The organism is Agromyces sp. Y575 (genome assembly GCF_059445445.1).
The window spans coordinates 26,048-49,354 of sequence record NZ_JCAIUI010000001.1; the positions used below are offsets into that span (position 1 = coordinate 26,048).

Annotated in this window: 26 protein-coding genes and 1 pseudogene; 10 read left to right on the forward strand and 17 right to left on the reverse strand. The window is 66.8% G+C overall.

The features are described 5' to 3' along the window. Nucleotides 1-2,013, reverse strand: a complete 2,013-nt coding sequence (locus AC1C2U_RS00150) for a primary-amine oxidase (protein ID WP_495359703.1) — start codon at nucleotides 2,011-2,013, stop codon at nucleotides 1-3. A gap of 127 nt (nucleotides 2,014-2,140) precedes the next feature. On the opposite strand from AC1C2U_RS00150, the gene AC1C2U_RS00155 reads away from it, so the two are divergent. The 4 genes from AC1C2U_RS00155 to AC1C2U_RS00170 all read left to right on the forward strand — a co-directional run bounded on the left by AC1C2U_RS00155 (nucleotide 2,141) and on the right by AC1C2U_RS00170 (nucleotide 5,762). Next, on the forward strand, nucleotides 2,141-2,737 hold the full coding sequence (locus AC1C2U_RS00155; protein ID WP_495359704.1) for a TetR/AcrR family transcriptional regulator: 597 nt from the start codon (nucleotides 2,141-2,143) through the stop codon (nucleotides 2,735-2,737). Between the two features lie 106 nt (nucleotides 2,738-2,843). Next, nucleotides 2,844-3,839: a phosphotransferase enzyme family protein gene (locus AC1C2U_RS00160; protein WP_495359705.1), complete on the forward strand. Its 996-nt coding sequence runs from the start codon at nucleotides 2,844-2,846 to the stop codon at nucleotides 3,837-3,839. A gap of 20 nt (nucleotides 3,840-3,859) precedes the next feature. After that, on the forward strand, nucleotides 3,860-5,152 hold the full coding sequence (locus AC1C2U_RS00165; protein ID WP_495359706.1) for an aspartate aminotransferase family protein: 1,293 nt from the start codon (nucleotides 3,860-3,862) through the stop codon (nucleotides 5,150-5,152). Between the two features lie 4 nt (nucleotides 5,153-5,156). Then, nucleotides 5,157-5,762: a TetR/AcrR family transcriptional regulator gene (locus AC1C2U_RS00170; protein WP_495359707.1), complete on the forward strand. Its 606-nt coding sequence runs from the start codon at nucleotides 5,157-5,159 to the stop codon at nucleotides 5,760-5,762. Between the two features lie 58 nt (nucleotides 5,763-5,820). On the opposite strand, the gene AC1C2U_RS00175 is transcribed toward AC1C2U_RS00170, so the two are convergent. The 3 genes from AC1C2U_RS00175 to AC1C2U_RS00185 form a co-directional block, all read right to left on the reverse strand. Beyond that, the gene (locus AC1C2U_RS00175; RefSeq protein ID WP_495359708.1) at nucleotides 5,821-7,266 is read right to left on the reverse strand and encodes an aldehyde dehydrogenase family protein; all 1,446 of its coding nucleotides are present in this window, start codon (nucleotides 7,264-7,266) and stop codon (nucleotides 5,821-5,823) included. Nucleotides 7,267-7,367: 101 nt separating this feature from the next. Next, nucleotides 7,368-8,369: an AraC-like ligand-binding domain-containing protein gene (locus tag AC1C2U_RS00180; RefSeq protein WP_495360812.1), complete on the reverse strand. Its 1,002-nt coding sequence runs from the start codon at nucleotides 8,367-8,369 to the stop codon at nucleotides 7,368-7,370. A 639-nt stretch (nucleotides 8,370-9,008) separates the two neighbouring features. After that, on the reverse strand, nucleotides 9,009-9,251 hold the full coding sequence (locus AC1C2U_RS00185; RefSeq protein WP_495359709.1) for a hypothetical protein: 243 nt from the start codon (nucleotides 9,249-9,251) through the stop codon (nucleotides 9,009-9,011). An 18-nt stretch (nucleotides 9,252-9,269) separates the two neighbouring features. Here AC1C2U_RS00185 and AC1C2U_RS00190 point away from each other — a divergent pair, with 18 nt between their 5' ends. After that, the gene (locus AC1C2U_RS00190) at nucleotides 9,270-9,674 is read left to right on the forward strand and encodes a VOC family protein (protein ID WP_495359710.1); all 405 of its coding nucleotides are present in this window, start codon (nucleotides 9,270-9,272) and stop codon (nucleotides 9,672-9,674) included. Further along, nucleotides 9,671-9,952: a winged helix-turn-helix transcriptional regulator gene (locus AC1C2U_RS00195; RefSeq protein ID WP_495354360.1), complete on the forward strand. Its 282-nt coding sequence runs from the start codon at nucleotides 9,671-9,673 to the stop codon at nucleotides 9,950-9,952. Before AC1C2U_RS00190 ends, AC1C2U_RS00195 begins: the two co-directional genes overlap by 4 nt. A gap of 124 nt (nucleotides 9,953-10,076) precedes the next feature. Here the strand turns inward: AC1C2U_RS00195 and AC1C2U_RS00200 are convergent, their stop codons facing one another. The 3 genes from AC1C2U_RS00200 to AC1C2U_RS00210 are packed head-to-tail and all read right to left on the reverse strand — an operon-like array spanning nucleotide 10,077 to nucleotide 12,442. After that, on the reverse strand, nucleotides 10,077-11,549 hold the full coding sequence (locus AC1C2U_RS00200; RefSeq protein ID WP_495359711.1) for an MFS transporter: 1,473 nt from the start codon (nucleotides 11,547-11,549) through the stop codon (nucleotides 10,077-10,079). After that, complete coding sequence (locus AC1C2U_RS00205; protein WP_495359712.1) at nucleotides 11,536-12,126, reverse strand: SRPBCC domain-containing protein; 591 nt, start codon at nucleotides 12,124-12,126, stop codon at nucleotides 11,536-11,538. Before AC1C2U_RS00205 ends, AC1C2U_RS00200 begins: the two co-directional genes overlap by 14 nt. Then, complete coding sequence (locus tag AC1C2U_RS00210) at nucleotides 12,119-12,442, reverse strand: ArsR/SmtB family transcription factor (RefSeq protein ID WP_495359713.1); 324 nt, start codon at nucleotides 12,440-12,442, stop codon at nucleotides 12,119-12,121. Before AC1C2U_RS00210 ends, AC1C2U_RS00205 begins: the two co-directional genes overlap by 8 nt. Before the next feature lie 109 nt (nucleotides 12,443-12,551). On the opposite strand from AC1C2U_RS00210, the gene AC1C2U_RS00215 reads away from it, so the two are divergent. Beyond that, entirely contained in the window at nucleotides 12,552-13,127 is a 576-nt protein-coding gene (locus tag AC1C2U_RS00215) for a dienelactone hydrolase family protein (RefSeq protein WP_495359714.1), read from the forward strand. 174 nt (nucleotides 13,128-13,301) lie between these two features. Here the strand turns inward: AC1C2U_RS00215 and AC1C2U_RS00220 are convergent, their stop codons facing one another. Beyond that, nucleotides 13,302-14,228: an SDR family NAD(P)-dependent oxidoreductase gene (locus AC1C2U_RS00220; RefSeq protein ID WP_495359715.1), complete on the reverse strand. Its 927-nt coding sequence runs from the start codon at nucleotides 14,226-14,228 to the stop codon at nucleotides 13,302-13,304. Here AC1C2U_RS00220 and AC1C2U_RS00225 point away from each other — a divergent pair. Next, nucleotides 14,210-14,803 carry an acyl-CoA-like ligand-binding transcription factor gene (locus tag AC1C2U_RS00225; RefSeq protein WP_495359716.1) on the forward strand — a complete coding sequence of 198 codons (594 nt, stop codon included), beginning with the start codon at nucleotides 14,210-14,212 and terminating at the stop codon, nucleotides 14,801-14,803. The genes AC1C2U_RS00220 and AC1C2U_RS00225 overlap by 19 nt on opposite strands. Nucleotides 14,804-14,937: 134 nt before the next feature. Here the strand turns inward: AC1C2U_RS00225 and AC1C2U_RS00230 are convergent, their stop codons facing one another. From AC1C2U_RS00230 to AC1C2U_RS00245, 4 genes and pseudogenes are all read right to left on the reverse strand, one after another. Next, the gene (locus AC1C2U_RS00230; RefSeq protein WP_495359717.1) at nucleotides 14,938-16,239 is read right to left on the reverse strand and encodes a Fic family protein; all 1,302 of its coding nucleotides are present in this window, start codon (nucleotides 16,237-16,239) and stop codon (nucleotides 14,938-14,940) included. Nucleotides 16,240-16,490: 251 nt separating this feature from the next. Continuing rightward, nucleotides 16,491-16,634 (reverse strand): annotated as a pseudogene (locus AC1C2U_RS00235) (hypothetical protein); the annotation flags it as partial. A gap of 112 nt (nucleotides 16,635-16,746) precedes the next feature. Next, on the reverse strand, nucleotides 16,747-17,454 hold the full coding sequence (locus AC1C2U_RS00240; protein ID WP_495359718.1) for a DUF998 domain-containing protein: 708 nt from the start codon (nucleotides 17,452-17,454) through the stop codon (nucleotides 16,747-16,749). 125 nt (nucleotides 17,455-17,579) lie between these two features. After that, a complete protein-coding gene (locus tag AC1C2U_RS00245; protein ID WP_495359719.1) occupies nucleotides 17,580-18,752 on the reverse strand; it encodes an aminotransferase-like domain-containing protein in 1,173 nt (390 codons plus the stop codon). A 126-nt stretch (nucleotides 18,753-18,878) separates the two neighbouring features. On the opposite strand from AC1C2U_RS00245, the gene AC1C2U_RS00250 reads away from it, so the two are divergent. Continuing rightward, complete coding sequence (locus AC1C2U_RS00250; RefSeq protein ID WP_495359720.1) at nucleotides 18,879-19,484, forward strand: TetR/AcrR family transcriptional regulator; 606 nt, start codon at nucleotides 18,879-18,881, stop codon at nucleotides 19,482-19,484. A gap of 56 nt (nucleotides 19,485-19,540) precedes the next feature. Here AC1C2U_RS00250 and AC1C2U_RS00255 read toward each other — a convergent pair whose 3' ends face one another. The 4 genes from AC1C2U_RS00255 to fdxA all read right to left on the reverse strand — a co-directional run bounded on the left by AC1C2U_RS00255 (nucleotide 19,541) and on the right by fdxA (nucleotide 21,764). Then, nucleotides 19,541-19,951: a GreA/GreB family elongation factor gene (locus tag AC1C2U_RS00255; RefSeq protein WP_495359721.1), complete on the reverse strand. Its 411-nt coding sequence runs from the start codon at nucleotides 19,949-19,951 to the stop codon at nucleotides 19,541-19,543. A gap of 262 nt (nucleotides 19,952-20,213) precedes the next feature. After that, nucleotides 20,214-20,846: a superoxide dismutase gene (locus tag AC1C2U_RS00260; protein ID WP_495359722.1), complete on the reverse strand. Its 633-nt coding sequence runs from the start codon at nucleotides 20,844-20,846 to the stop codon at nucleotides 20,214-20,216. A 52-nt stretch (nucleotides 20,847-20,898) separates the two neighbouring features. Further along, the gene (locus tag AC1C2U_RS00265) at nucleotides 20,899-21,420 is read right to left on the reverse strand and encodes a flavin reductase family protein (protein WP_495359723.1); all 522 of its coding nucleotides are present in this window, start codon (nucleotides 21,418-21,420) and stop codon (nucleotides 20,899-20,901) included. Then, nucleotides 21,417-21,764 (reverse strand): ferredoxin, encoded by a 348-nt coding sequence (fdxA, locus tag AC1C2U_RS00270; RefSeq protein ID WP_495359724.1) that lies wholly within the window; start codon nucleotides 21,762-21,764, stop codon nucleotides 21,417-21,419. Before fdxA ends, AC1C2U_RS00265 begins: the two co-directional genes overlap by 4 nt. A 79-nt stretch (nucleotides 21,765-21,843) precedes the next feature. Here fdxA and soxR point away from each other — a divergent pair, with 79 nt between their 5' ends. Next, nucleotides 21,844-22,317, forward strand: coding sequence for a redox-sensitive transcriptional activator SoxR (gene soxR, locus AC1C2U_RS00275; protein WP_495359725.1), 474 nt, complete (start codon nucleotides 21,844-21,846; stop codon nucleotides 22,315-22,317). A gap of 26 nt (nucleotides 22,318-22,343) precedes the next feature. On the opposite strand, the gene bla is transcribed toward soxR, so the two are convergent. After that, nucleotides 22,344-23,267: a class A beta-lactamase gene (gene bla, locus AC1C2U_RS00280; protein ID WP_495359726.1), complete on the reverse strand. Its 924-nt coding sequence runs from the start codon at nucleotides 23,265-23,267 to the stop codon at nucleotides 22,344-22,346. Nucleotides 23,268-23,307: the final 40 nt, after the last annotated feature.

Sequence of the window (23,307 nt, forward strand, 5' to 3'; positions counted from 1 at the left end):
TCAGTGGTGGTGGTGCTCGCCGGTGGAGCCGTGGTCGCAGTGGCACGATCCGCTCGCGCACGAGCAGCCGCCCGCCGCCTTCGCCGGTGCCGGCACGTTCAGCGTGGGGTTGCGCTCGAAGAAGTTGTAGGGCTTCAGCGTGAACTTGGCGTAGTCCATCGGCATGATCGGCCAGTCCTCATTGCGGGGGAAGTGCGTCAGCCCGAACGTGTGCCACAGCACCAGGTCTTCGCCCACGAGTGGCTCATCGCCCTCGATGAACGCGGGGATGCCCGACTGACCCGGATGCTGGTTGACGAAGTCCCCCGCAGCGTAGCGCTCCGCCGGGTCGTACCTCGTCACGAAGAGGTTCTTCGTCGCGAAGGCCGCGCGGGCGGCGATCGACGACTCGTCGGCGGCCAAGAGCACGGGATGCCCCTCGGGGAAGAGCACGTAGGACGTCGGCTGACCCATCGAGGTCTGCTTCTCGGTCGAGGCGATCTGCCACACGCGATTGACGGAGCCGTCCGCGAGGCGGCCGGACTCCTTCTCGGAGGTGATCGGTGTGACCTTCTTCGTGAAGGCGTTGCCGTAGGGGTTCTCGGGCGAGATGGGTAGGCGCACGGCATCGATCTCGTTGACCACGTTGGCGACGCCGTCGACCGTCATATCGAGCCGCATCGAGAACAGGTGCTGGTGGTACGGGGCGCCGAGTCCCGGTGCGACCTCCGAGGCGAAGGGATACGGCTCACCGTCGGCGCTCGCGCCCGGGTACGCCGAGGTGAAGAGCACGCCCGTGAGCTTCGCTTCACACTCGATGGTGCCGTCGAGGTAGAGGTACCAGAAGAAGCCGTAGTCGTAGTTGCCGACGGTCGTGAAGAACGAGATCACGAGGCGCCGCTGGCGGCGCACTTCGTTCGAGCCGGTGAAGAGGTCGTTGTGCTTCCACAGCGTGCCGTAGTCCTCCTCGTGCATGCAGATGCCGTTGCGGATCGTGCGCGGCATTCCGAGTTCGTCGGCGACGACCGGCGAGAAGTAGCGGATCTCGCCGACGCAGTCGCAGCCGAGTTCGAGTTCGCTCGTATACCGGCCGAAGAGGTACTCGCCCGTGTCGAAGTAGTTCTGCCAGAAGCGGTTGGGCGAGGGATCGCCGTAGGGGACGACCATTTCGCTGACCGAGCCGCGGTACATGACGGGTCTGTCCGCGAAGCTCAGGTTGCGAAGAACCAGGCCTTCGCGGGTATCGAACCCGATGCGCAGGTCCCAGTTCCCCCACGTGATGTGCTCACCGTCGACGGTGTAGCTCGGTCCTTCGGGCTGCGTGATCACGATGGGCTTGAGTCCCTCGAGCGGCGGGCCCTGCTCTTCGGGGTCGTCGAAGTTGCCGGTCGTCTGCGGGATCGGGAAAGCCGGGCCTTCGACGATCTTGGCGACCTCGCGGCGGCTGACGTCGATGTAGGCGGTCAGGCCGTCGACGGGGTGCGCCCAGGGGTGGTCGCGGGGAGAGAACTGCTGGAAGGCGAACGTGCGCAGCAGGCGCCGGTCGGTCTCATCCTCGAGGTCGTAGCTCCCCGCCGAGAGTGGCACCAGGACGACATCGTCGACGGTCAGCCCACGCGAAGCGAGTGCGGCGGCCCAGGCTGCGTCGGCGTTCGCGATCTCGGCGACGAGTTCGAACTCGGCATCGAGTATCGGCAGCCGGCCTTCGGCGGGGTCCAGTTCGATGTGGCTCACGAGGTCGCCGGTACTGATCGATACGACCGCGTCGATCGAGTCCCCCGTCGAGAGATCGAGCAGCTGCACGCGTGCACGGCGATCGGGGAGGTTTGCGTCGCCCGCCGTCCAGGCGAGGACGTCGTGCTTGTGCGGCTCCTCGAGACCCACGTAGGCGAATCGCGTCGTCTCGGTAGGTGCGAGCGTGGAGAGCACGATCGATCGGACGGCTTCGATCTCGGCAACGGTGAGGGAAGCGAGCGGATGCGGCGCACCCGCATCACCGGAACTCTCGGCGTGCACGGAGTCGGTCATCGTCATGGGGTTCTCCTGTCCCGTCATTGGGATCGAGCAGCGCGTCGTCGCACTGTTTCGATCAGTGTCCAGGTTTTCGTACACGTGTACAAGATTGGAGTCGTGGCCGTTATGGTTCTGTTACGTTCGCTGTATGCCGAAGTACGTCGACCATGACACGCGCCGTCGCGAGATCATCGGGCGGGTGTGGCGCCTGATCGCCTCCGAAGGCATCGACGAAGCGACGACGCGTCGTATCGCAGAGGAGACAGGATTCTCCAACGGACTGCTGCGCTACTACTTCCCGAGCAAGGACTCAGTCATGACGGCGGCCTTCGAGCACGTCTTCGGGGCGACGAACGAGCGCGCGGCGGCAGCCGTGGGCAAACCGGGGATCGGTGGCCTGCGGGCGCTGGCAATGGAGATCCTCCCGCTCGACGACGAGCGGATTGCCGAGGCCCGCGTCGTCATCACGTTCTGGCAGCGGTCGTTGAACAACGCCGCCGAAGCCGATCTGTTCTCCGAGCGCACGACCGAGTGGCGCGTGACCTTCGCCGAGCGATTTCGTTCGGCGATCACGCGCGGCGAGCTTCGGGAGACCCTCGACGTGCAGGAGGTCGTCGACGAACTCCTCTCGATGCTCATGGGGGCGCAGATCGTCGCGGTGTTCTCGCCCGCCGAGGCGAGTCCCGCGCGCCTGGAGCGTCAACTCGACCTGTTCATCGAGCGCCTCGCGACCGCGCGGCGTTGACGTGGTCGAACAGTGAGTACATAATCTGTACTCGGAGTACAGAAAGCCATGCGAGGCCGACGTGCCGGCTGACCGTTGAGGCGCGACTCGACAACGAGGAGATGTCATGGACGACAAGATCCGTGCCGCTGAGCTGATGGCGCGCTCGGCGCTGCTCGACTTTCCGGTGGGGGCCGAGCCCAGCATCCGCTTCGTGAAGTATCGCGAGAACGTGGTCTTCCAGGTCGAGGACGGCGCGGGGCGATACGCCCTGCGGATCGCGCGCCCCGGTTACCGCACCGACGCGCAGATCTCGAGCGAAGTGACGTATGTGCGTGCGCTGCGGGAACTCGGCATCCGCGTCCCCGACTTCATCCGCACGACGAACGGCAGGGATCTCACGTCTCGATCCGCTGACGGACGGCGCCACCAGATCCTGCTCCAGCACTGGATCGAAGACGCCGCGCCGATCGACGACATCGGCAACGGCTTCGACGGGAGCAGCACGCTCACGCCCGAGGACTTCGCCGCCATCGGCGCCCTCGCTGCGCGGATGCACGAGGTGGGCAGGCGCATCGGGCGGCCTACAGGGTACGACCGCTCGGCGTGGGACCGCGACGGACTCGTCGGCCCCGCTCCGCTCTGGGGTGACCCCCGCGCGATCGCGGAGCTCACGGCGGACGAGATCGCGGTACTCGATGCCGTGTGCGTCTCGCTGGCCAGGGTCCTCGACGATGCCGGCACCGACGAAGACGTCTTCGGGGTGCTGCACGCCGACTTCAGCCCCGAGAACGTGCTGCGGGCGGATGACGGAACGCTGACGCTCATCGACTTCGACGATTTCGGCGAGGGATGGCACGCGTTCGACCTCGCGACGACGCTGTTCTTCTTCCTCCCGCACCCTCGGTATCCGCAGTACCGCCGCGCTCTCGAGACGGGCTACGCCGAGGCCGCCACGCGCCCCGAACGCACGCTCGCGCTGCTCGATGCGCTCATCCTCGCGCGCGGCCTCACCTACCTCGGCTGGGCGGGGGAGCGTCGAGGTGACGAGACGGCGGAGTTCCTCGTCGCGGAGGTCCGCCCGCTCGTGCTCGCGCTCGCGCGCATCCACCTTTCCGAATGACAGATCCACAGGAGACACGCATGTCCGCTGACGAGAAGCCCACGCTGCTGGAGCGACGGCACCGCACGATCGGTCCGCACTCCCCGCTCTTCTACTCGACGCCGCTGCACGCCGTGTCGGCATCCGGCGTCTGGATCACCGCCGCCGACGGCACGCGCTTCCTCGACGCCTACAACAACGTCCCCCACGTCGGCCACGGCAACGCCCGCGTCATCGCAGCGGGGACCGCACAATGGTCCACGCTCAATGTGCACACGCGCTATCTCAACGAGCGGGTCGTGGATTACGCCGAGCATCTGCTCGCGACGTTCGGTCACGGGCTCGACCGCGTGTTCTTCACGAACAGCGGATCGGAGGCCAACGAGCTCGCCCTGCGCATCGCCCGCCAGCACACGGGCAGCACCGGGGTCCTCGTGTCGGACTTCAGCTATCACGGCAACACGACCTCGCTCGCTGAGCTCACGACGGGGCTGACGGTCGCCGAGGAGCTCGGCGATCACGTGCGGGCCCTCCGGATCCCAGACGCGACGGGTCCCGATGCTGCCGAGGCGGCGGAGCGCGCGCTCGCCGAGGCGGATGAGGCGATCGCCTCTCTGCGGTCGGCCGGACTCGGGGTGTCGGCCCTTCTCATCGACCCGGCGTTCTCGACGGAGGGGCTCAACGCCCTTCCCGACGGGTACCTCGCCGCTCTCACGGACCGCGTGCGCGCCGCCGGCGGCCTGGTGATCTCTGATGAGGTGCAGTCGGGCTTCGGGCGTCTCGGCGACTCGCTGTGGGGCCACGACGTGGTCGGCATCCGCCCCGATCTTGTGACCCTCGGCAAGCCGATGGGCAATGGGCATCCGATCGGAGGCGTCGTGACGAGCCAGCAGATCCTCGAGGAATTCGGCGAGCACAACCTGTATTTCAACACCTTCGCGGGGAACCCCGTGTCGTCGGCCATCGGTCTCGCGGTGCTGGATGAGATCGAGGAGCGCGGTCTCGTCGCGCACGCGGGGGTTCTCGGTCGGGCGGCTCGCGCGCGCCTCGAGGGCTTCGCCGCCGGCCAGCCCCGGGTGCGCGCGGTCAAGGGTCGGGGGCTTTTCTTCGGCCTCGAGCTCGTCGATGAGCAGGGTGATCCCGATCCCGAGCTCGCCCGCGGCGTCGTCGAGGCGATGTACGCGCGGCACGTGCTCATCAGCCGCGTCGGACGCGACGAGAACGTGCTCAAGATCCGCCCGCCGCTGGTCATCAGCGCGGTCGAACTCGATCTCGTGCTCGACCGGCTCGAGGATGCCGTGGCGTCCGCCGTAGGATCTGAGCCGGGGAAGTAGGCCCATGACGACCGGCACCGGACGTACTCTGCGTGAACGTCAGCAGGAGCGCACGCGCCGCGATGTCATGCGCGCGGCGCTCGAGCTGATCTCCGCCGACGGCAGCGACCGGATGACGATCGATCGCATCGCCGCGGAGGCGGGGATGTCGCGCGGCACGCTCTACGCGCACTACCCCGAGGGCCACGACGAGATCATCCGATCGGCCTACGACCTGCTCGGCGCCGATCTGCTCGCGACCGCGCAGGTGCGCGCCGAAGAGCACACGGACTGGGTGGATCGGCTGACGGCGTACGCCGAGGCGATGGTCGAGCTCGCGCAGGACTCGGAGCTCGGCTTCTTCTACAACATCTCGGGCCCGAGCCGGGTCGGTCTCCATCGGGAGCGAGGCACGAGCTCCTTCGGCTACCGAGAGGTCTTCCGCACCGAGCTCCAGGGCGCTCAGGCCGCGGGGCTCGTGCCGCCTGACGTCGATCCCGTCGCGACGGCAGGGCTCCTGGTGGGGATGATGCGTCAGGCCGGCATCGACGTCGCGCGTGATTCGTCGCTTGCGGCATCGTACGTGGCAGCCTTCCGCCGCACCCTCGAGGCGCTTTCGCGCTCCCAATGAGGGTGACGCGGAAGAGCCGGCCCGCGTGACGCGGGCCGGCTCTTCCGCGACTGTCGGGTCAGCGCTGGATCACCTTAGGGGCCGAGACCGCCTTGAGGCCGGCGACACCGAACTCCTGGCCGTATCCGGAGGACTTGATGCCGCCGAACGGCACCTGGGGGTTGATCGCGCCGTGCTGGTTGATCCAAACGGTGCCCGCCTGGATCCGCTTCGCGACCTCGACCGCTGCATCCGCGTCGTTGGCCCACACCGAAGCGCCCAGGCCCTGCGTCGAGTTGTTCGCGCGCCGCACCGCGTCGTCGACATCGCTGTAGCGGACCACGGGGATGACGGGACCGAACTGCTCCTCGTCGACGAGCGGGGCGCCGTCGTCGATGTCGGCCACGACGGTCGTGCGGTAGAACAGCGGCCCGTGCTCGGGTGCCGGCTCGCCGCCCGTGACGATGCGCGCGCCGCGGCTGCGGGCATCCTCCACCAGTCCCGCGACGATGTCGTACTGCTTCTCGTTCTGCAGCGGACCGAGCACGTTGCCGGCCGTCAAGCCGTTGCCCATCGGCATCGCGTCGGCCATGCCGGCGAGCGTGTCGACCACCTTGTCGTACTGCGAGTCGTGCACGTAGAGGCGCTTGAGTGCGGCGCAGGTCTGTCCGGTGTTGAGGAAGATGCCCCAGAACAGGTTCTCGGCGATGGCCGAGACGTCGGTGCCGGGCAGGATGATCCCCGCATCGTTCCCACCGAGTTCGAGTGTCAGCCGGGCGAGGTTGTGCGCCGACGACTCGACGATCTTGCGGCCCGTCGCCGTGGACCCCGTGAACATGATCTTGTCGAGACCGCGATGACCCGCGATCGCGGCGCCGACTTCGCGGTCGCCCGAGATCACGGTGAGCACGCCGTCGGGGAGGTGGCGGTTGAAGACCTCGACGAGCGCGAGCACTGACAGTGGCGTGTACTCGCTGGGCTTCACGACGACCGTGTTGCCCATGCGCAGCGACGGCGCGATCTGCCAGACGGTGATCATCATGGGCCAGTTCCACGGCCCGATCGCACCGACGACGCCGAGCGGGTCGTAGTGCACCTCGGCGCGCGATTCGCCGGCTTCGAACACGACCTCGGGCTCGAGAGCCGTGTCGGCGGCGCTGCGTGTCCAGATGCCGCACGCGCCGACTTCGAAGCGGGCGTTCGGACCGTCCATCGGCTTGCCCTGCTCACGCGAGACGATCACGGCGAGCTCTTCGGTGTTGGCGTCGAGGTCGTCGGCGATCGCGTTGAGGATGCGGGAACGTTCGGCGTGGCCGAGCGCAGCCCAAGCGGGCTGAGCGGCGCGCGCGGCGTCGATCGCGGCATCGAGGTCCGCCACCGTGTGAACGGGGGCGTAGCCGATGGTCTCGCGCGTCGCGGCGTCGGGAATCGCGCGACCGTTCGCTTCGGTGGTGGTGATGGTGTCCAGAATTGTGGCTGACGCGGTCACGGGTTCCTCCTCGTCTTCGTGGGCAACGTTGCCCACGAAGACGAGGCTAAGTGTCGTCTCGGGCGGGGGAACCGCGGTCGGGCGAACGGTGCGCGCATCGCACACACGCGTGCGCCTCGTGCGCAGAACCCTGCCGTTCAGCGCGCGATGTCGGCGCGTGCGCTTGCGCGGTACTCGCTCGGCGACATCCCGAATTGCTGCCGGAACGCCCGCGCGAAGGCGGCGGCGTCGGCGAAGCCCCACCGCATGCCCACAGCGGCGATCGGCGCCGTGGCCGCCGCGAGCTCACGCCTGCTCGCTTCGAGCCGACGGTGGCGGATCCAGCCGCTGACAGTGTCGTGCTGCTGCTCGAAGAGCTTCTGCAGGTAGCGCACCGACACGTGGTGCACCGCCGCGATGCCCGCGACCGTCAGGTCGGAGTCCGACAGGTGCGCTGCGATGTAGGACTCGACCCGGGTGCGCAGCGCTCGACGGTGGGTGTCCTCGTCGAGCAGGCTCGTGCTCTCGACGCGTTCGGCGATGGAGGCCATCACCAGGTCCAGGACGGCGTCCGACAGGGGGAGAGCGGCGCGCAGTTCGCCCTCGTTGAGCTGGCGGCTCATCTCGGCAAGGAAGCGCGAGGCGATCGCGCCGATGCCCGTGCGCCCCGAGAACCGCAGCGCCGTGAAGTCACGCAGCACTCCGCGATCGAGATGCAGGGATTCGACCGGGAACATCACGACGAACATGCGGAATGCGTCCTCGGAGTCCACCACGTACGGCCTCGTTGTGTCGTAGAGCGCGAAGTCTCCGGGCGCGAGCGCCGCATCGCGCCCGTCTTGCGTGATGACACTGTAGCCCCGCAGCTGGAGCCCCAGCTTGATGTAGCCGGGATCCGCTTGCGCGATCTGGCGAGCGCCGCGACTCACGCGCACGGCCGAGCCCGAGACGATGTTCACCGATGTGCCCGCGAGCGGCTGCGAGACGAGTCCGCCCATGAAGGCATCGCGCGCCGTCGCATCGCGTCCCGAGGCTAGGAGAGGGACGAAGCTCCCATCGACGGCTGCCGACCACGCATCGAAGCGCTCGCGCGGGCGTAGCGGCGCGCAGTCCAGGACCAAGCGTCCTGCGGGAGAAGGTGCGGCGTTCGGGATCGCCACGGCCGTCTGTGTCAATGGGACCCCTCCACGTCGTCGTGTTCCGTCAGCATACGCGCGACTATTGCGTAGCTGACTGACCGGTCGAAAATAGTGCGCGGACCATGATGGGGCAATGGATGCCGCTACCGCTGAGCGACCTGGGGCCGGTGTCGGATACGTCTTGCGAGGCTAAGCTCCGAATCTCCCGACGCGGACGCCAGCGACTCACTTTCATGTATCCCGCAAGCCGGTCCGTCAGCGAGGCACATGCTGTCGCGTAGGCGGATCCTTGGGTTCTTGCCCGCGCTAGCGTTGAAGCGAACAAGGAGGTCTGATGCGTGTCGCCCACCCTGCGATCTAGGCCGTGTTGATCAATTTGCTTCGATGGGCTGGGAGTCGGGCAGGCGTCGGTGCTAGTGTGCGAACGGTGCAGGTAGACCCCTCGATCACGGGAGTGATCGCAGCGTTGTGGATGACCGTGGCGATCCTGGCGGGTGGCTACGCGCGAACGCGGAACAGGTCCGCGTGGAACTGGTTCCTGTTGACGCTCTTCCTTGGTCCAATCGCGGCGTTCTTGATGGTGACGTGGCCGGCGCGTGTTAACCCCTCCGCGGTCCCGGCTCAGGCTTCCGCGGCTGATCGGGATCGTACGAAGACGGGCTAACGTGCGGCGAGGGCGATCGCGGCCCGGTAGCTGCGTGCCGTCTTGTCGGAGCGCATCGGTATCCCGCGCCACTGCTTGAGCTTGTTGAAGCAGCGCTCGACGACTTCCTGCACCGCGCCGGCACGTCCCGCAACGACGCCGTCGACGAAAGCATTCGAGGCCGAGCCGGCCGCAAATGAAACTTCAAGATGCTGGATACCTAACCGGGGTGCGGCCTGGTCTTGACACCGCACTTCCATTTTGGAAGTATTGGCTCTATGAGCCTATTCATTACCTGCCCGGTCGAGAGTGTCGAGCGCGCGACCACCTTCTACACCGCCCTCGGCTGGACTCTCAACGCCGAGATGTCAGATCACAACGTGTCGTGCTTCGCGATCGCGCCCGAGCAGTACGTCATGCTCGGCAGCCGCGAGATGTACGCGAGCGTCGGCGCCACTGAGGAGTTGACCGGCGGGCCCGACACCCCCTCGAAGGTGACGGTCTCCTTCGACCTCGGCAGCAGTGAGGCGGTCGATGAACTCGTCGAGCGCGCCCGCGCTGCCGGCGGGCGTGTCGGTGACATCGATGACTACCCCTTCATGTACCAGCGCCAGTTCGATGACCCTGACGGCTACCACTACTCGCCGTTCTGGATGAAGCCGGACACCGATCCGATCGCGTGAGCGACCTCGCCGCAGCCCTCGACATCGTCGGAGCACGGTGGGCCCTGCTCATCGTGGAGCGGCTGCTCGACGGGCCACAGCGATACGGGGATCTGCAGCGCGACCTCGGAATGGGGACGAACATGCTCGCGACCCGCTTGCGCGAGCTCGAAGCGGCTGGCGTCCTGCACCGTCTGCCCCTCCGGCACAACACCCGGGCCTATGCGCTGACCGATCGCGGGTTCGCCTTGCGCGCGACTATCGTCGCGCTCGGACGCTGGGGCGCCGAGGAAGCCTAGGTGTGCCCGAGATCGTCGAATCGTCGCGTTATCTCGCCAGTAGTCTCCAGTAAGCGTCCTCAAGGATGCTCAGGCGACATTGATTTCGGCTGGCATCGCCGCCGAGCTGAGAGTGGCCGAAGACTCATGTCGTGTTAGCTCCTGTGTCTGGGGTGGGTTGCGCAGCGGGTTTGCCGACCAAGACTGCAGCGGCGACGCCTGCTAGGGCCATGCTGAGGGAAGCGATACCGAGGGCAAGGCCGAAGCCCGCGAGTTCTGCTTCCGGCGCGGACGTGCTTGTCGCTCCGACATCGGATGCGTATCGCACGGCGATACTCACGAATATTGCGAGGCCAAGAGCCCCGCCGGCGTGGGTCATGGTGGCTTGGATCCCCGATGCGAGCCCCGCATCTTGTTCGCCGACGCCGGACAGTGCCGTGGTCGTCATTGAAGGCAAGAGGAGTCCCTGGCCGAGGCCGACGACCACCATGCTGGGTGCAATCTGCCACCAGTAGTTTGCGTCCGGTGACAGGAGGGCGACAGTCAACCCCAGCCCGAGGGCGGTGAGAATGCAACCTCCAGCAAGGACCGTGCGGAGGCCCACGCGAGGAATCATGGCCGAGCCGAGGGCGAGACCCGCACCGATTGCGATACCGATCGGCAGGTAGGCAAGCCCCGCGGCCAGCGGCGTATAGTGCAGGATGCTCTGCACGTACAGGCTCAGGATGAACAAGAACGAGCCGAAGGCGGCCGCATTCACGAGCGTCACCGCATTGGCGGTCAGCCGGGTCCGGTTGGCGAAAAAGGCGGGCGGGATCAAGGGTCGGCTGCTTCGGGCCTCGATGAGGAACATCAGCGCAAGCAGCGCTACTCCCACGATGAGCGGGACAACGACGTCAAGGGCAGTCCAAGAATTCTCTGATGCCCTCAGCAGCCCGTAGATGACGGCTGCAAGTCCGATAGTTCCGGCGAACATCCCGGAGAACTCGGGTCGAGCGGCGTGCACCATTCGACTTTCCCTCAAGAGGCGAGGTCCAAGCACGAGAACCAGGAGCACTACGGGAAGGGCGATGAGGAAGACATAGCGCCAACTCGCTACGTCGGTGAGCACCCCGGAGATTACGGTGCCGGTCACGCCACCGATCCCTGCGAGCGCACCCCAGACGCCGATCGCCTTTGCTCGTTCCGGTGTCTCGGGGAAGAGTACGACGATGAGTGCGAGTGCGGCGGGTGCGGCGATCGCATCGCCGATCCCTTGGATGACCCGGCCGGTGACGAGGATCCACCCAGTTGGCGCGAGGCCCGCGAGGGCGGAGCCCGCGGCGAAGACGATGACTCCCGTAAAGAACATCCTGCGTCGGCCCGCGAGGTCGGCGATCCGTCCGCCGAGCAGCAGTAGCCCTCCTGCGGTGAGCGCATATGCGTCGACGACCCAAACGAGGTTTGCGGGGCTGAGGTCGAGGTCAGTGCCAATGCGAGGAAGAGCAATGTTTACAACGGTGAGGTCGAGAACGAGAAGGAATTGCATGACCGCCAGTACTCCGAGGGCCTTCCACCGGCGTGGATCGGCCGGTATGGCGACGCGGTTCGCGACGGGCCGCGTTTCAGAGGTCGACATCGCCGCTTCCGATCTTCTCCCGCAGGGTCCGCCCAGTCTCGAGAAGACTCTTCAAGTCGCGCAGCATGTACGGATGACCTCCGCCCGCACCGAGGTGTTCGAAGTCCCCGCTCACCACTGCGGCCATATGAGGAGCTCCGAGGAGATCGTGCGTTACGGTCAAGCGGGAGCGGCCATCTCCCAAGCGCTTGATCGCATATCGCACTTCGGTGGCAGGCTCATCGGCGGATTTCGGATCAACCAAGAAGCGCATTTTCGTCGCGAGCAGCGAGGGTGGGTCGTAGGCAGTAACGACACCCTCGATGATGATGTCTGGCGCTGGAACCGTGCCGTCTCCGGCAACAACGCGAAGGTGCGGCGGTTTTTCAACGAAGTAGCGACCTCCGACCCGCGGCTCGACCACAGCACGTCCGCCGTAACCGTATCGGGCTGTCCAATCGGGATCGGTGATTGCCTCCCAAATGCGCTCGGGCGAGACGGCGATCTCGATTTTGTATATCTGAGTCGTACCACGGCGGCGTGATGCGGCCAGGTCTTCGTCGCGCAATCGCGGCACAACAGGAGTGTCGTCATTCATTTCCATACTCCAATGCCTCTTTCAGTTCGGTCAGCGCTCCGACGCGCTCGGCCGTGTACTTGTCGATCCAGCGGTCGTGGATGAGCCGGATGGGCACAGGGTTCAGGTAGTGCAGCTTCCACCGACCGGATTTTTTGGTCGTGATGAGTCCGGCCCCCTCAAGCACACCGAGATGTCGCATCACACCGAACCGGGTGAGTTCGATGTCGCGCATCAGTTCCGCAAGACTCTGCCCATCGCGGACGAACAGCCGATCCAGTAGCAGCCGCCTCGTCGAGTCGGCCAACGCTTTGAATACCAGTTCGTCGTCGTCCATAGAGGCCAATATAGGTGCCAAGGTTGTCACGTGTCAAAATAGTCACCTATAATGCATGCGAACGAGAGATCGATCGACGTCGCCGATCGACGCGGACGAAGGAGTCATGATGGCCGAAGTACTGCTCTTCCATCACGCGCTCGGCCTCACGGAGGGTTTGCACCTCTTCGCGAACGAGCTACGTCGAGCGGGCCACACCGTGCACACGCCCGGTCTCTTCGAGGGGCGCACCTTCGACTCCATCGAGGCCGGTGTCGCATACGCCGACGAGGTCGGTTGGGATGAGATCATCGCACGCGGCGAGCGCGCCGCGCATCCGCTGACCAACGAGCTCGTCTATGCAGGCTTCTCGCTCGGGGTCATGCCCGCGCAGAAGCTCGCCCAGACCCGTGCCGGCACGAAAGGCGCGCTGTTCTTCTACTCCTGCGTCCCCGTCGCGGAGTTCGGCGGGTGGCCTGCCGGTGTTCCAGTGCAGATCCACGGGATGGATGCCGACCCGATCTTCATGAAGGAGGGCGATGTGGAGGCTGCCCGTGAACTCGTCGAGTCAGCCGACGCCGCCGAGCTGTTCCTCTATTCGGGCGACCAGCACTATTTCGCGGACCCCTGCCTGCCGAGCTACGACGCCGCCGCGACGAAACTCCTCACACGACGCGTGCTCGAGTTCCTCGCGCGGCGTCAGTGATGGCGCGGGCCGACCGCGAACCGGCTGTTCCCGAGACGACCGGTGAGGACCCGAAACGGGCTGAATCCTCAACGGGGTGGCTGGTTCGGGGCTGTCAGCTGACGGATCGAGGATAGGTTCGGCTATTGCCGTTGTCGTCGAGCGCTGCCACGAACAAGGGTTGCGTTCGTCACGTCAGATGGTCTCGCCAGCGTCGGCGAGCAGGACGCTTCCCGTCATGATCGTGGAGAGGTCGCTTGCGGCAAAGAGGACGACGCGGGCAATGTCGTCGGGCGTGCCGGTGCGGCCGATCAGACTCTGGTTCATGACATCCATGGGCGGAATCTCGATTCCGGCGGCTGCTGCCTGCTCCATCATGGTCGTCGCCATGGCGATGTTGCCCTCGGTGGGCACATAGCTCGGTGCGACGCCGAGAACGCGGATACCGAGAGGGGCGAACTCGAGGGCCATCGCCTTCGTCATGCCGCGCGCTGCATGTTTCGAACCCACGTATGCGGTAAGGCCGGGTGCCGGAGCCTGGAAGCCGGCGGTGGAGACGATGTTGACGATAACGCCGCCGCTTTCCGCCATCTGGCTCACGGCCTCGCGTGCGCCGAGGAACGTTCCGCGAGTGTTGACGGCATATACCTGATCCCACAACTCGACTGACATCTGCGGCACGGGGACGCTCGGGAAGAGACCAGCGTTGTTCACCCAGATGGTCAGCGCGCCGGTCACGGCTGCAGCCTTGGCCGCCGCATCCGAGACGGACTTCTCGTCGGTGACGTCCATCCGCACACCCACGGCGGTGATGCCGTGACGTGTACTGATCTCCTCAGCGGCTTCGATTGCGAGTTCGATGTTCAGATCGGCCAGTGCGACATTCGCACCTGCTTCCGCCAGACGCTCCGCGATGGCGCGGCCGAGTCCTTGCGCGCCGCCGGTGACGAGAGCCGCTCGCCCGGTCAGCGAGATCAGATCCGCGAGAGGACGGGTGGACACATCGGGAAAGGGAAAGGACATTGTGGCCTCCGAGTCGGTGACTGAACTGTTATGGCAGACTATGCCAAAACGCGCACCCTGCCAAACGGTAGCGTGAACGGATGCAGCGAACCGAAGCACGGATCGGCCGTCCGCCAATCGCGGATCCGGAGGCGTTGCGCTCGAGGCTCCTCGAATTCATCGAAGAGGTCGGTTACCAACGGGCATCGATGAGTGCGCTTGCTGAAGTGGTGGGAATGAGCGTGCGCACCCTGCATCGCTACTTTCCGGCGAAAGCCGACATCGTCTGGGGAGGGATCGAAGTCTCCGTCGCCGCGCTCGCCGCAGAACTGCGCGCCGCGCTTGACCAGACACCTGCCCTCGACGCTGTCGCGGATGCCGTCGCAAAGGTATTCGCTCGCAACGTCGAAGAAGTCACCACCATGCGAGCCCGACTGCGTCTGATTGCGCTGTCATCGGAGCTGCAACACAGCCGATCAGCAACCTTCGACGGCTGGCGGCGTGAGTTCATCGACTTCTTTGCAACTCGTCGCGGCGAGAGCCAAGCGAGTCTGCGATCGGTCGCCGCTGGGGCGGCGATTCACACCGTGATCATGGAATCGCTCAGCTGGTGGGCGCTACACAACGAAGTCGCAGATCCCGCAGAAAGCATTGCCGACGCGATTCGCGGACTGGGTGCGCTGCGCGATGCGTGAGCATGCCTCGGCGATCTGCACCCAGGTCAGTCCGGCACTGCGGGCAGCGAACAACAGCCCCGATTCGAGCCCGTCGACTTCGGCGCGCCGCAGGCAGGAGCGTGAGCGCACCGTCGACGGCACATTCGGCGCTGTCACCTGTTGCGTCCGCTGTGCGGGGGCGTCTGCAAGCGACCGAACTGGCCGATCTCGGGTAGTGGCGGCCCCTGCTTGGGCCTGCGTCCGGCGGTGTCCCCGGCTCCGACGCGGTTGCTGCGCTCGGTGATGGCGACGAGCGCGAGGTGCCGGTCTGCGGTCCAGCAGATGAGCCGTCCGCGCTGATCCTTTGTGCGGCCGAGGATACCGGCGTCGGCCAGTTCGACCAGGGCGTTGTGCGCCGCGGTCTTCGACACCCCGTGCTGCTGGGCGGCGGACTCGACGGTGAGGACGGGGTCAGTCGCGAGCCCGTCGAGGATGCGGCCGATGACGGCGCCGCGTCGCGGGACCGCGGGCGTCTGGCCCCGGGCCCGACGGTAGACGATCAGCTCCTCGCGCGTGCGTTCATCGAGCGCTGCGACGTCGGCGGACAGGCGCACAGCGTTGCCCGCGGCACCCTCGGTGGCCTGGGCGAAAGCGATGACCCAGTCGTCGAGTTGTGGCGGGTCGGCGCGGAACGCGGTGAGACCGGCGATGTACGCGCTCGTGTCTCCGGCGAAGACCGTGCTGATGGGGATGAGGATGTTGCGCAGCGCGTCCGCCCGGTGGAGCACCGTGTGGATGAGCGCGCGCCCGGTGCGGCCGTTGCCGTCGATGAAGGGGTGGATCGTCTCGAACTGCGCGTGGGCGATCGCAGCGCGCACGACCGGGTTGCCGGTCGTCTCGGTCACGAAGCGTGCGAGATCGGTGACCAGCCGTGGCACCTCGGTTTCCGGCGGTGGGATGAACTCGGCTCGCAGCGGACTCCAGCCCGGCCCGCCGACCCAATTCTGCTCGGTGCGCAACCCGGGCTCGAGTGTCGGCTCGATGGCGTGCTGCAGGCCCTCGATGTCGGCCACGGTGATGGGCCGGGAGCGATCGGCGAGCGCGTCGATGGCGGCTTCGGTCGCGCGCACGTTGCCGATCACGTCGAGCGCGACCCGGCTGCCCTCGCGCAGCGACTCGGCGATCGCCAGCCGCTTCGGGCTGATGCGGTTGCCCTCGATCCACGACGACGAGATGCTCTCCGACCGGATCAGCAGGTGATTCAGGTAGGCGCCGCGGGACCCGATGCGCTCGTCGGCGCGCGCGAGCACCGTCACGGCGTCTTCGGCCGCCGACTGCGCCTCTTCACCGAGCGCGGGGAGCGCGGTACCCAGCTCATCGGGGATGAAGGAGTGGTAGCGGCCGGGTGCGCGGTCTTTGCGCCCGAGCTGGCCGACGTCATCGGGATCCCATACCCGTTCGATGAATGTCGGCATCGAGGCCTCCTAAGGTGGGCGGAATTCGAAGTCAAATCAATCTTAGAGCATCTAAAGTTGATTTCTCGCTCGGATTCGAGAAGAACTCGCCGGTGACCCGCTCGAGTTCGGGAGCGGAGGCCAGCCTGATCGATGTCGCTGCGCCCTGGGCCGGGGTCTTCATGAACGGCTTGATGAGCGGCACGATGACGCGCCGGGTCTGTGCGCTGCCGATCACGCCCGACGATCGCGAGGTGCGCACCCGTTCGAGCCAGCCCCAGTGCGGTCGCTTTGCCGATGCCGCTGCTCGCGCCGGTGACGAGCACGACGCGTGGTCGGGGGCTGGACGGGCGCGCCGCCCGCGCGGCATCCGTTCGGGACTTCGAGTGGCTGTCGCCATCGGTGCCTCGCGACATGGCGGCTCCCTTCGCGCGGACGCTGCCAGTATGCTCCGGAACTCGCCTGGCCACAGGTGCCCGTGCTCGTGGACACCGACCGTGTCCGAGGACCCACCCTGCGCTGTCCCGTTCAGTTGTGAGAGACGCGAGATGGAGTCGCCGGAATCGATGAGCTCCGGGCGGCGACGTCGCCCGGGCCGTCGAGGATCAGGCGGACTGAGATCGCGGCGACGAAGCCGAACGAGATCGCAGTCCCCACGACGAGCCGCAGGCTCAGACTCCCGAGATCGGGCCACGCGCTGACGCCGATGTTGAACACGAGGGCGACCACGCACAGCGCAACCCATCCCGGCCTTCCATCCGACGCGAACCGGCGTGCGAGTACGACGCAGGCGACGATCCACGACACGGTCGCAATGCCGAATCCGGTCTCGTGCAGAATGCCGTGCCAGCTGATGTCGGGAGCCCCTTGTGGCGCGCCGGGCGGGAAGCCGGCGCCCGCGTCTGTGATGAAGACGCCGGCGATGATCAGGCCGATGCCGTTGAGTGCGATCAGGATGGGCGCCCAGGTCGACGCGCGTCCAGGGTGGAGTCGGCGTCGCAGGCCGAGAGCGCACGCAACGTACAACGCACCCGCGAGCACGAAGCTCGAGACCTGAATCCATCCCAGCTCGCCGAGGCTGAGCAGACTCAGTGGATGACGAGTCGGATCGAACCCGTCGCGAGTGATGGCCTGCAGCGCCCAGATGACGAGGAACACTGGTCCGGCGAGGACGCCGCAGACGAGGAGTCGGGTCGTTGTTCTCTCGCCGCGGGCAGCGGTATCGGATGTCGACATGGTGGAACCCTTTCCCGAGCCCTCGTACCTCCGATGGAGGACGGAAGCTCTATGCTCAACAGTGAACTAAGAAGTTCAGTATCGCAGACTGAACCAATTGGTTCAATGTCGAGGGGTCGCGACTTTCAGAACGACTGCGCCAGGCGACTGAGTCCCTCGATGATCGTGGTGGGTGCGTAGGTGGTGAACGAGAGCCGCAGCGCGGTTGGGTCCGGTCGATCAGCGTAGAACGGCGCTCCCGGCACGTACGCGACCGAGTGCTCGATCGCCCGGTCCAGCTGGTGCGACGCGTCATGCCCGTGCGGCAGCGTGACCCACACGAACATCCCGCCTTGCGGGATGGTCCACGTGCTGCCGGCTGGAAGCGTCGCGGGCAGCGCGCCGAGCATCGCGTCGCGACGCTCGCGGTACGCTGCGCGGATTCGGCCGAGCACGGCCTCGAGGGTGCCGCCGCGCACGTAGTGCGCCGCAGCCGCCTGGTCGACGGTCGACGTGTGCAGATCGGCGGCCTGCTTGGTCACAACGACGGTCGAATGGAGATCGGCTCGAGTTCGGATCCAGCCGAGGCGAAGTCCAGGTGCGAGGATCTTGGAGAAACTGCCGACGGTGATGACGTGCTCGATCGAGAGGGCGGCGAGATAGGGCAGCGGTTCGCCCGAGTACCGCAACTCGCGGTAGGGCTCGTCTTCTATGATTCGGAATCCGTGGGTGGCAGCGAGCCGAGTGAGGCCCTCGCGCGTTCCGAGGTCGAGCGTGGTGCCGGTGGGATTCTGAAACGTCGGCACCGTGTACATGAGCTTGGGGCGATGCTGCAGGGCCAGCCGGTGCAGGGCGTCGAGGTCGATGCCGTCGGCATTCACTGGGATGCTGACAACGCGCGCCCCAGCGAGGGTGAACGCTTGGAGTGCGGCGAGATAGCTCGGGCGCTCGACGAGCACCGTGTCGCCCGGATCGAGCAGTGAGAGCGCCAAAAGGCTGAGCGCCTGCTGCGACCCGGTCGTGATGAGGATCTCGTCGCTCGTGGTCGGCAGACCCTGAGCGGTGTACCGATCGGCGATGAACTCGCGAAGCGCGACATTTCCCTCGGTCGTCGAATACTGCAAGGCGCCCGGATCGGCGAGCACAGCATCGAACGAGCCTCGAAGCCCGCCGAGATCAAAGAGCTCCGGCGCCGGGAGTCCGCCGGCGAATGAAATGATGTCGGGGTTCTCGGTGAGCGCGAGCAAATCGCGAACCGGAGAGCGCGTCGTGCCGCCGGAACGTCGAGACAGTTGGGGGAGCGGAGTCGGAGTCGGCATGAGGACCTTGTCGGCAGAGTGACGGAATCGCTGGATCAGGCGGCCGCTGATCGTGTCACTGGCCGGTGGGGCACGTCATCGTGGTGGGATGGCGGTCTCGAAGCTTTACGGTACAGAATGTATCGTATGGCGGCAATGACATTGGGGCGACCACGGCACGAGAGCATCGACCGCGCAGTTCTCGATGCTGCCGCGCGGATCATCGAACTCGAGAACTACCGGGCGCTCACGATCGGCCGCGTCGCCAAAGACGCCTCGACGACGCGTGCTGCCGTGTACCGGCGATTCAGCACCACCGCAGAACTCGTCATCGCAGTGCTGAGCGACCGGTTCGGCACCGACCCCGGCGTCGACACCGGCGACCTCGAGACCGACCTGCGAACCATCCAGCAGCATCGCCTGGAACTGTTCAACCACCCGCTGATCGCTCGCGGTCTTCCGGGACTGATCGACGACCTCTCGATGCAACCCGACGCCGCTCAGCGCTTCTCCGCCGAGTTCCTGGGCCCCCGACGCACGGCGACGACTCGCGCCGTGCATCGTGCGATCGATCGTGGCGAGCTCGATGCATCCGTGGATGTGGAGTGGATCAGCGACCTCCTCACGGGGCCGTTGCTGATGCGAGCGCTGCTTCCGGGCCTTCAAACGATCGACTCAGCGCTGATCGAGCACACGATCAGGGTCGCCCTCAGCGAGCTCACCGAACTCGGCGCGAAGGAGCGCTCGCGATAGTCCTCTGCGATCTCATCGCACAGCGTGACCGAACCCGAGTCATGCGGGCTGGTGGGTCAGCCGAAGGGCACCGCTTCGAGCACCGTGACCTGCACGGTGCGGTTCGGCGCCTCATAGGCGACGGAGTCGCCGACGTACCGGCCGATGATCGCCGCGCCGAGCGGGGAGGTCGGTGAATACACGTCGAGGTCGACGCTCCCATCGAGGTCGGCGAGCTCGCGACTGCCGAGCAGGAAGCTCGTCGGCTCGGCGTCGCCGTCGAACCGCACCGTGATGCGCATACCGGGCTCGACGAGCCCGTCGTCGGGCTTGAGACCCACCTCCGCGTTGCGCACCATCGCGCGAAGCTCAGTGGCGCGCGCCTGCTCAGTGGCGGTCAGTGTTCGTCCGGGCCGCGAGAGTTCGGCGAGTTCCGCTTCGAGCCGCTCCAGTGCGGCCGGCGTCATCCATACGGATTCCATGGTCATCGGGGAGTTCCTCCCTCTCGGCGACCCCGCGGAGTCGTCTGGCAAAGAACTTCCCATCTTAGCCGAAGTGCCGGAGAGCGGCATCCGAAACCGCTGGCGTCGCTCTACCGGCTCAACCAGGCGATCAATGTTCCGATCGCGGTGAGGAGGATCAGAGCGAGGAGCCCGTAGCGCCGTATCTGCACCGCGAGCAGCGCGACCGACGGGCGCCGGCGTCGTCGACGCCGGCGCCGTGGCGCGCGAGGGGGTTCGGGCGGAGTGCTCAGTTGGCGCTCGGCACGATGAGACCGCTCGTCGCGGTGCGAGCATTGGTGAAGCGGGCCTGCACGTCGGCCCAGTCGACGATCTCCCAGAACGCCTTCACGTAGTCGGCGCGCACGTTGCGGTAGTCGAGGTAGTACGCGTGCTCCCACACGTCGAGCTGCAGCAGCGGGGTCACGCCGAGCGGCGCGTTGCCCTGCTGGTCGAAGAGCTGGAAGATCACGGGCCGGGCGCCGACGCTGTCCCAGGCGAGCACCGCCCAGCCCGAGCCCTGCACGCCGAGCGCGGTCGCCGTGAAGTGGGCACGGAACGCGTCGAACGAGCCGAAGCCGTCGTCGATGGCCGCCGCGAGCTCGCCGTCGGGAGAAGCCCCGCCGTCGGGCGACATGTTCTGCCAGAAGACGCTGTGGTTGATGTGGCCGCCGAGGTTGAATGCCAGGTCTTTCTCGAGCTTGTTGACATTCGCGAGGTTGCCGCTCTCGCGGGCCTCCGCGAGCTGCTCGAGCGCGGTGTTCGCGCCGGTCACGTAAGCCTGATGGTGCTTGGAGTGGTGCAACTCCATGATCGTCGCCGAGATGTGCGGCGCGAGCGCTGAGTAGTCGTAGGGCAGGTCGGGCAGTGAGTAGGCCGGCATTCGGATGCTTCCTTTCGATGTGCCGATCACGTTTGAGAGCGGCGGTGGCGGGTCAGAGCTCGGGGATGTCGTGGTCGAGGCGGTGGAAGCGGCGATCGCGGTAGACGAGCGACGGCGCTGCGGGCCCGAGGAACACCTCGAGCACCTCGGCGACGACGAGGGACGAGCCGCCGACCGGCACGGTCTGCAGGGTGCGACAGCGCAGCGCAGCACTCGCGTCGGCGAGCCACGGCTCACCGGTCTCGAGCCACGACCACCCCTGTTCGGTCGTGAACCGGGGCGCGCCAGAGTGCGAGAACGCGCGGGCGACGTCGACCTGATGTGCGGCGAGGAAGTGCACGACGACGGTCTCCGCTGCGAGCAGCGCACCGGCCGAACCCGTCGCTCGCGTCACCGAGAATGAGAGCGCGGGCGGGTCTGCTGCCACCGATGCGATGCTCGACGCGGTCAGTCCGACCGGTCCGTCGGGCGTCATTCCGGTGATCAGGCCGATGCCGGCGGGGTGCCCGCGGAAGGCGGCCTTGAACCCGTCGGCGGTGGCGATCGGGTCGCGCACTGCGGCGGCATCCGTCATGAATGCGACGCCTGCGGGGGGAGCGCGGTGATCACCGGGTGGTCGAAGCTCAGCATTCCGGTCTTGGCGGCGCCGCCGGGGGAGCCGAGCGCCGGCGCCGAACCGGGGGTGATCTCGAAGAACTCGACGTTGGCCTTGTAGTAGTCGGCCCACATCTCAGGGAGGTCGTCTTCGTAGTAGATCGCCTCGACGGGGCACACGGGCTCGCACGCCCCGCAGTCGACGCACTCGTCGGGGTGGATGTAGAGCGAACGTTCGCCCTCGTAGATGCAGTCGACGGGACACTCGTCGATGCACGCCTTGTCTTTCACGTCGACGCACGGTAGCGCGATCACGTACGTCACGGGGTGATCACCGACTTCACGATTCGCATACCTCTACCGTAAAACCTCAAGTAGCCTTGAAGTCAAACGAGGGGGCCGGATGTCGCAGCATGACGAGCACGCGACGTCGACGGCGCGACATGCGCCCGACGAGCTGATGACCGTCGGCGAGATGAGCCGGCGCACCGGCGTCGCACCGTCGGCGCTTCGGTTCTACGAAGACCTCGGCCTCATCGCCTCCCAACGCACGGGCGGCAATCAGCGGCGCTATGCACGACACATGCTGCGGCGCGTCTCGCTCATCTCGGTTGCGAAGCGGCTCGGCATTCCCCTCTCCGACGTCCAGACGGCGTTCGAGAACGTGCCGCTCGACACGACGCCGAGCCACGAGGACTGGCAGCGGGCCTCACGCCGCTGGAAGCGACAGCTCGAAAAGCGCCGCCACGGCATCGAACGCCTCGAGCGCGAACTCACCGGATGCATCGGCTGCGGGTGCCTCTCGATGAAGGCGTGCGGATTGCTGAACCCCGACGACGCACTCGGTGACGACGGGTCGGGCCCCCAACGGCTCTGACCCCCCTCGGCGAGAGGGCCGGCGCTTCAGACCGCCGCGACGAGACGCGTCACCTCGGCCAGCACCTCGTTGTTGTACGTCGCGTCGGCACGATCGGTGCGCGTCATGATCGCGAGGATCAGGGGCTCGGCGCGCGGGCGCCACAGCACACCGGCGTCGTTGACCACCCCGTAGTCGCCGCCGCCGGTCTTGTCCGCGAGCTCGAACGGAGCAGTGAGGCCGGCTCGCATCCGGGCGCCCGATGTGGTGTTGCGAAGCATCCACTCCTGGAGTCGAGCGGCGGCGAGCACACCGGCGCGCTGCTCGAGGATGAGCGCCCGGTACAGGCCGGCGATGTCGTCGGGGGTCGACGTGTCGCGCTCGTCGCCGGGCAGCGCGTCATTGAGCTCGGGTTCCCACCGGTCGAGTCGCGTCGCCTTCGCACCGAGTGAGGCCGCGAACGAGGTGATCGCCGATGGGCCACCGAGCTCGCGGAGCATCAGGTTGCCGGCCGTGTTGTCGCTGAAGCGCAGTGCTGCGTCGGCGAGTTCTTCGGGTGTGGCTTGATACGTCGTGGTCTTGTCGAGCACGTTCGAGTTCTCGACGATGTCGGCGCGAGTGAAGGGAATCGGCGTCGCCCAGTACTCCTCGTCGTAGCCGCGCGCCTGCACGAGGGCGGCTGCCGCGAGGGTCTTGAACAGGGAGCACATCGGGAAGAGCTCACCGCCGCGGTACCGGAATGAGCGTCGCGAGTCGTGCCAGAGAGCGGTGACGCCGATGGTGACGGATGTCGCGCGCTCGAGTTCGGCGACCGCCCGCGCCAGTTGGCGGTGACCGCCGACCGCGGGCGAGGGCGGTGCGGCGAACGCCGGCGGCGGCGAGAAGACGGCCGCGGCTGCCCCGGCGGTGGCAAGGCCGCCGAAGGCCAGCAACGAGCGGCGTGAGACGGGGGATGTCGGTCGATTCGTCATGTCCGGAGTCTGACCCGCGGTCGGCGATGCAGGCAAAGGC

What these genes read in the sequence shown, in the direction of transcription:
- AC1C2U_RS00150 (WP_495359703.1), bottom strand. Translation starts at nt 2,013, where the DNA reads ATGACGATGACCGACTCCGTGCACGCCGAGAGTTCCGGTGATGCGGGT.
- AC1C2U_RS00155 (WP_495359704.1), top strand. Translation starts at nt 2,141, where the DNA reads ATGCCGAAGTACGTCGACCATGACACGCGCCGTCGCGAGATCATCGGG.
- AC1C2U_RS00160 (WP_495359705.1), top strand. Translation starts at nt 2,844, where the DNA reads ATGGACGACAAGATCCGTGCCGCTGAGCTGATGGCGCGCTCGGCGCTG.
- AC1C2U_RS00165 (WP_495359706.1), top strand. Translation starts at nt 3,860, where the DNA reads ATGTCCGCTGACGAGAAGCCCACGCTGCTGGAGCGACGGCACCGCACG.
- AC1C2U_RS00170 (WP_495359707.1), top strand. Translation starts at nt 5,157, where the DNA reads ATGACGACCGGCACCGGACGTACTCTGCGTGAACGTCAGCAGGAGCGC.
- AC1C2U_RS00185 (WP_495359709.1), bottom strand. Translation starts at nt 9,251, where the DNA reads ATGGAAGTGCGGTGTCAAGACCAGGCCGCACCCCGGTTAGGTATCCAG.
- AC1C2U_RS00190 (WP_495359710.1), top strand. Translation starts at nt 9,270, where the DNA reads ATGAGCCTATTCATTACCTGCCCGGTCGAGAGTGTCGAGCGCGCGACC.
- AC1C2U_RS00200 (WP_495359711.1), bottom strand. Translation starts at nt 11,549, where the DNA reads ATGTCGACCTCTGAAACGCGGCCCGTCGCGAACCGCGTCGCCATACCG.
- AC1C2U_RS00205 (WP_495359712.1), bottom strand. Translation starts at nt 12,126, where the DNA reads ATGAATGACGACACTCCTGTTGTGCCGCGATTGCGCGACGAAGACCTG.
- AC1C2U_RS00210 (WP_495359713.1), bottom strand. Translation starts at nt 12,442, where the DNA reads ATGGACGACGACGAACTGGTATTCAAAGCGTTGGCCGACTCGACGAGG.
- AC1C2U_RS00215 (WP_495359714.1), top strand. Translation starts at nt 12,552, where the DNA reads ATGGCCGAAGTACTGCTCTTCCATCACGCGCTCGGCCTCACGGAGGGT.
- AC1C2U_RS00225 (WP_495359716.1), top strand. Translation starts at nt 14,210, where the DNA reads ATGCAGCGAACCGAAGCACGGATCGGCCGTCCGCCAATCGCGGATCCG.
- AC1C2U_RS00230 (WP_495359717.1), bottom strand. Translation starts at nt 16,239, where the DNA reads ATGCCGACATTCATCGAACGGGTATGGGATCCCGATGACGTCGGCCAG.
- AC1C2U_RS00240 (WP_495359718.1), bottom strand. Translation starts at nt 17,454, where the DNA reads ATGTCGACATCCGATACCGCTGCCCGCGGCGAGAGAACAACGACCCGA.
- AC1C2U_RS00245 (WP_495359719.1), bottom strand. Translation starts at nt 18,752, where the DNA reads ATGCCGACTCCGACTCCGCTCCCCCAACTGTCTCGACGTTCCGGCGGC.
- AC1C2U_RS00250 (WP_495359720.1), top strand. Translation starts at nt 18,879, where the DNA reads ATGGCGGCAATGACATTGGGGCGACCACGGCACGAGAGCATCGACCGC.
- AC1C2U_RS00255 (WP_495359721.1), bottom strand. Translation starts at nt 19,951, where the DNA reads ATGACCATGGAATCCGTATGGATGACGCCGGCCGCACTGGAGCGGCTC.
- AC1C2U_RS00260 (WP_495359722.1), bottom strand. Translation starts at nt 20,846, where the DNA reads ATGCCGGCCTACTCACTGCCCGACCTGCCCTACGACTACTCAGCGCTC.
- AC1C2U_RS00265 (WP_495359723.1), bottom strand. Translation starts at nt 21,420, where the DNA reads ATGACGGATGCCGCCGCAGTGCGCGACCCGATCGCCACCGCCGACGGG.
- soxR (WP_495359725.1), top strand. Translation starts at nt 21,844, where the DNA reads ATGTCGCAGCATGACGAGCACGCGACGTCGACGGCGCGACATGCGCCC.
- bla (WP_495359726.1), bottom strand. Translation starts at nt 23,267, where the DNA reads ATGACGAATCGACCGACATCCCCCGTCTCACGCCGCTCGTTGCTGGCC.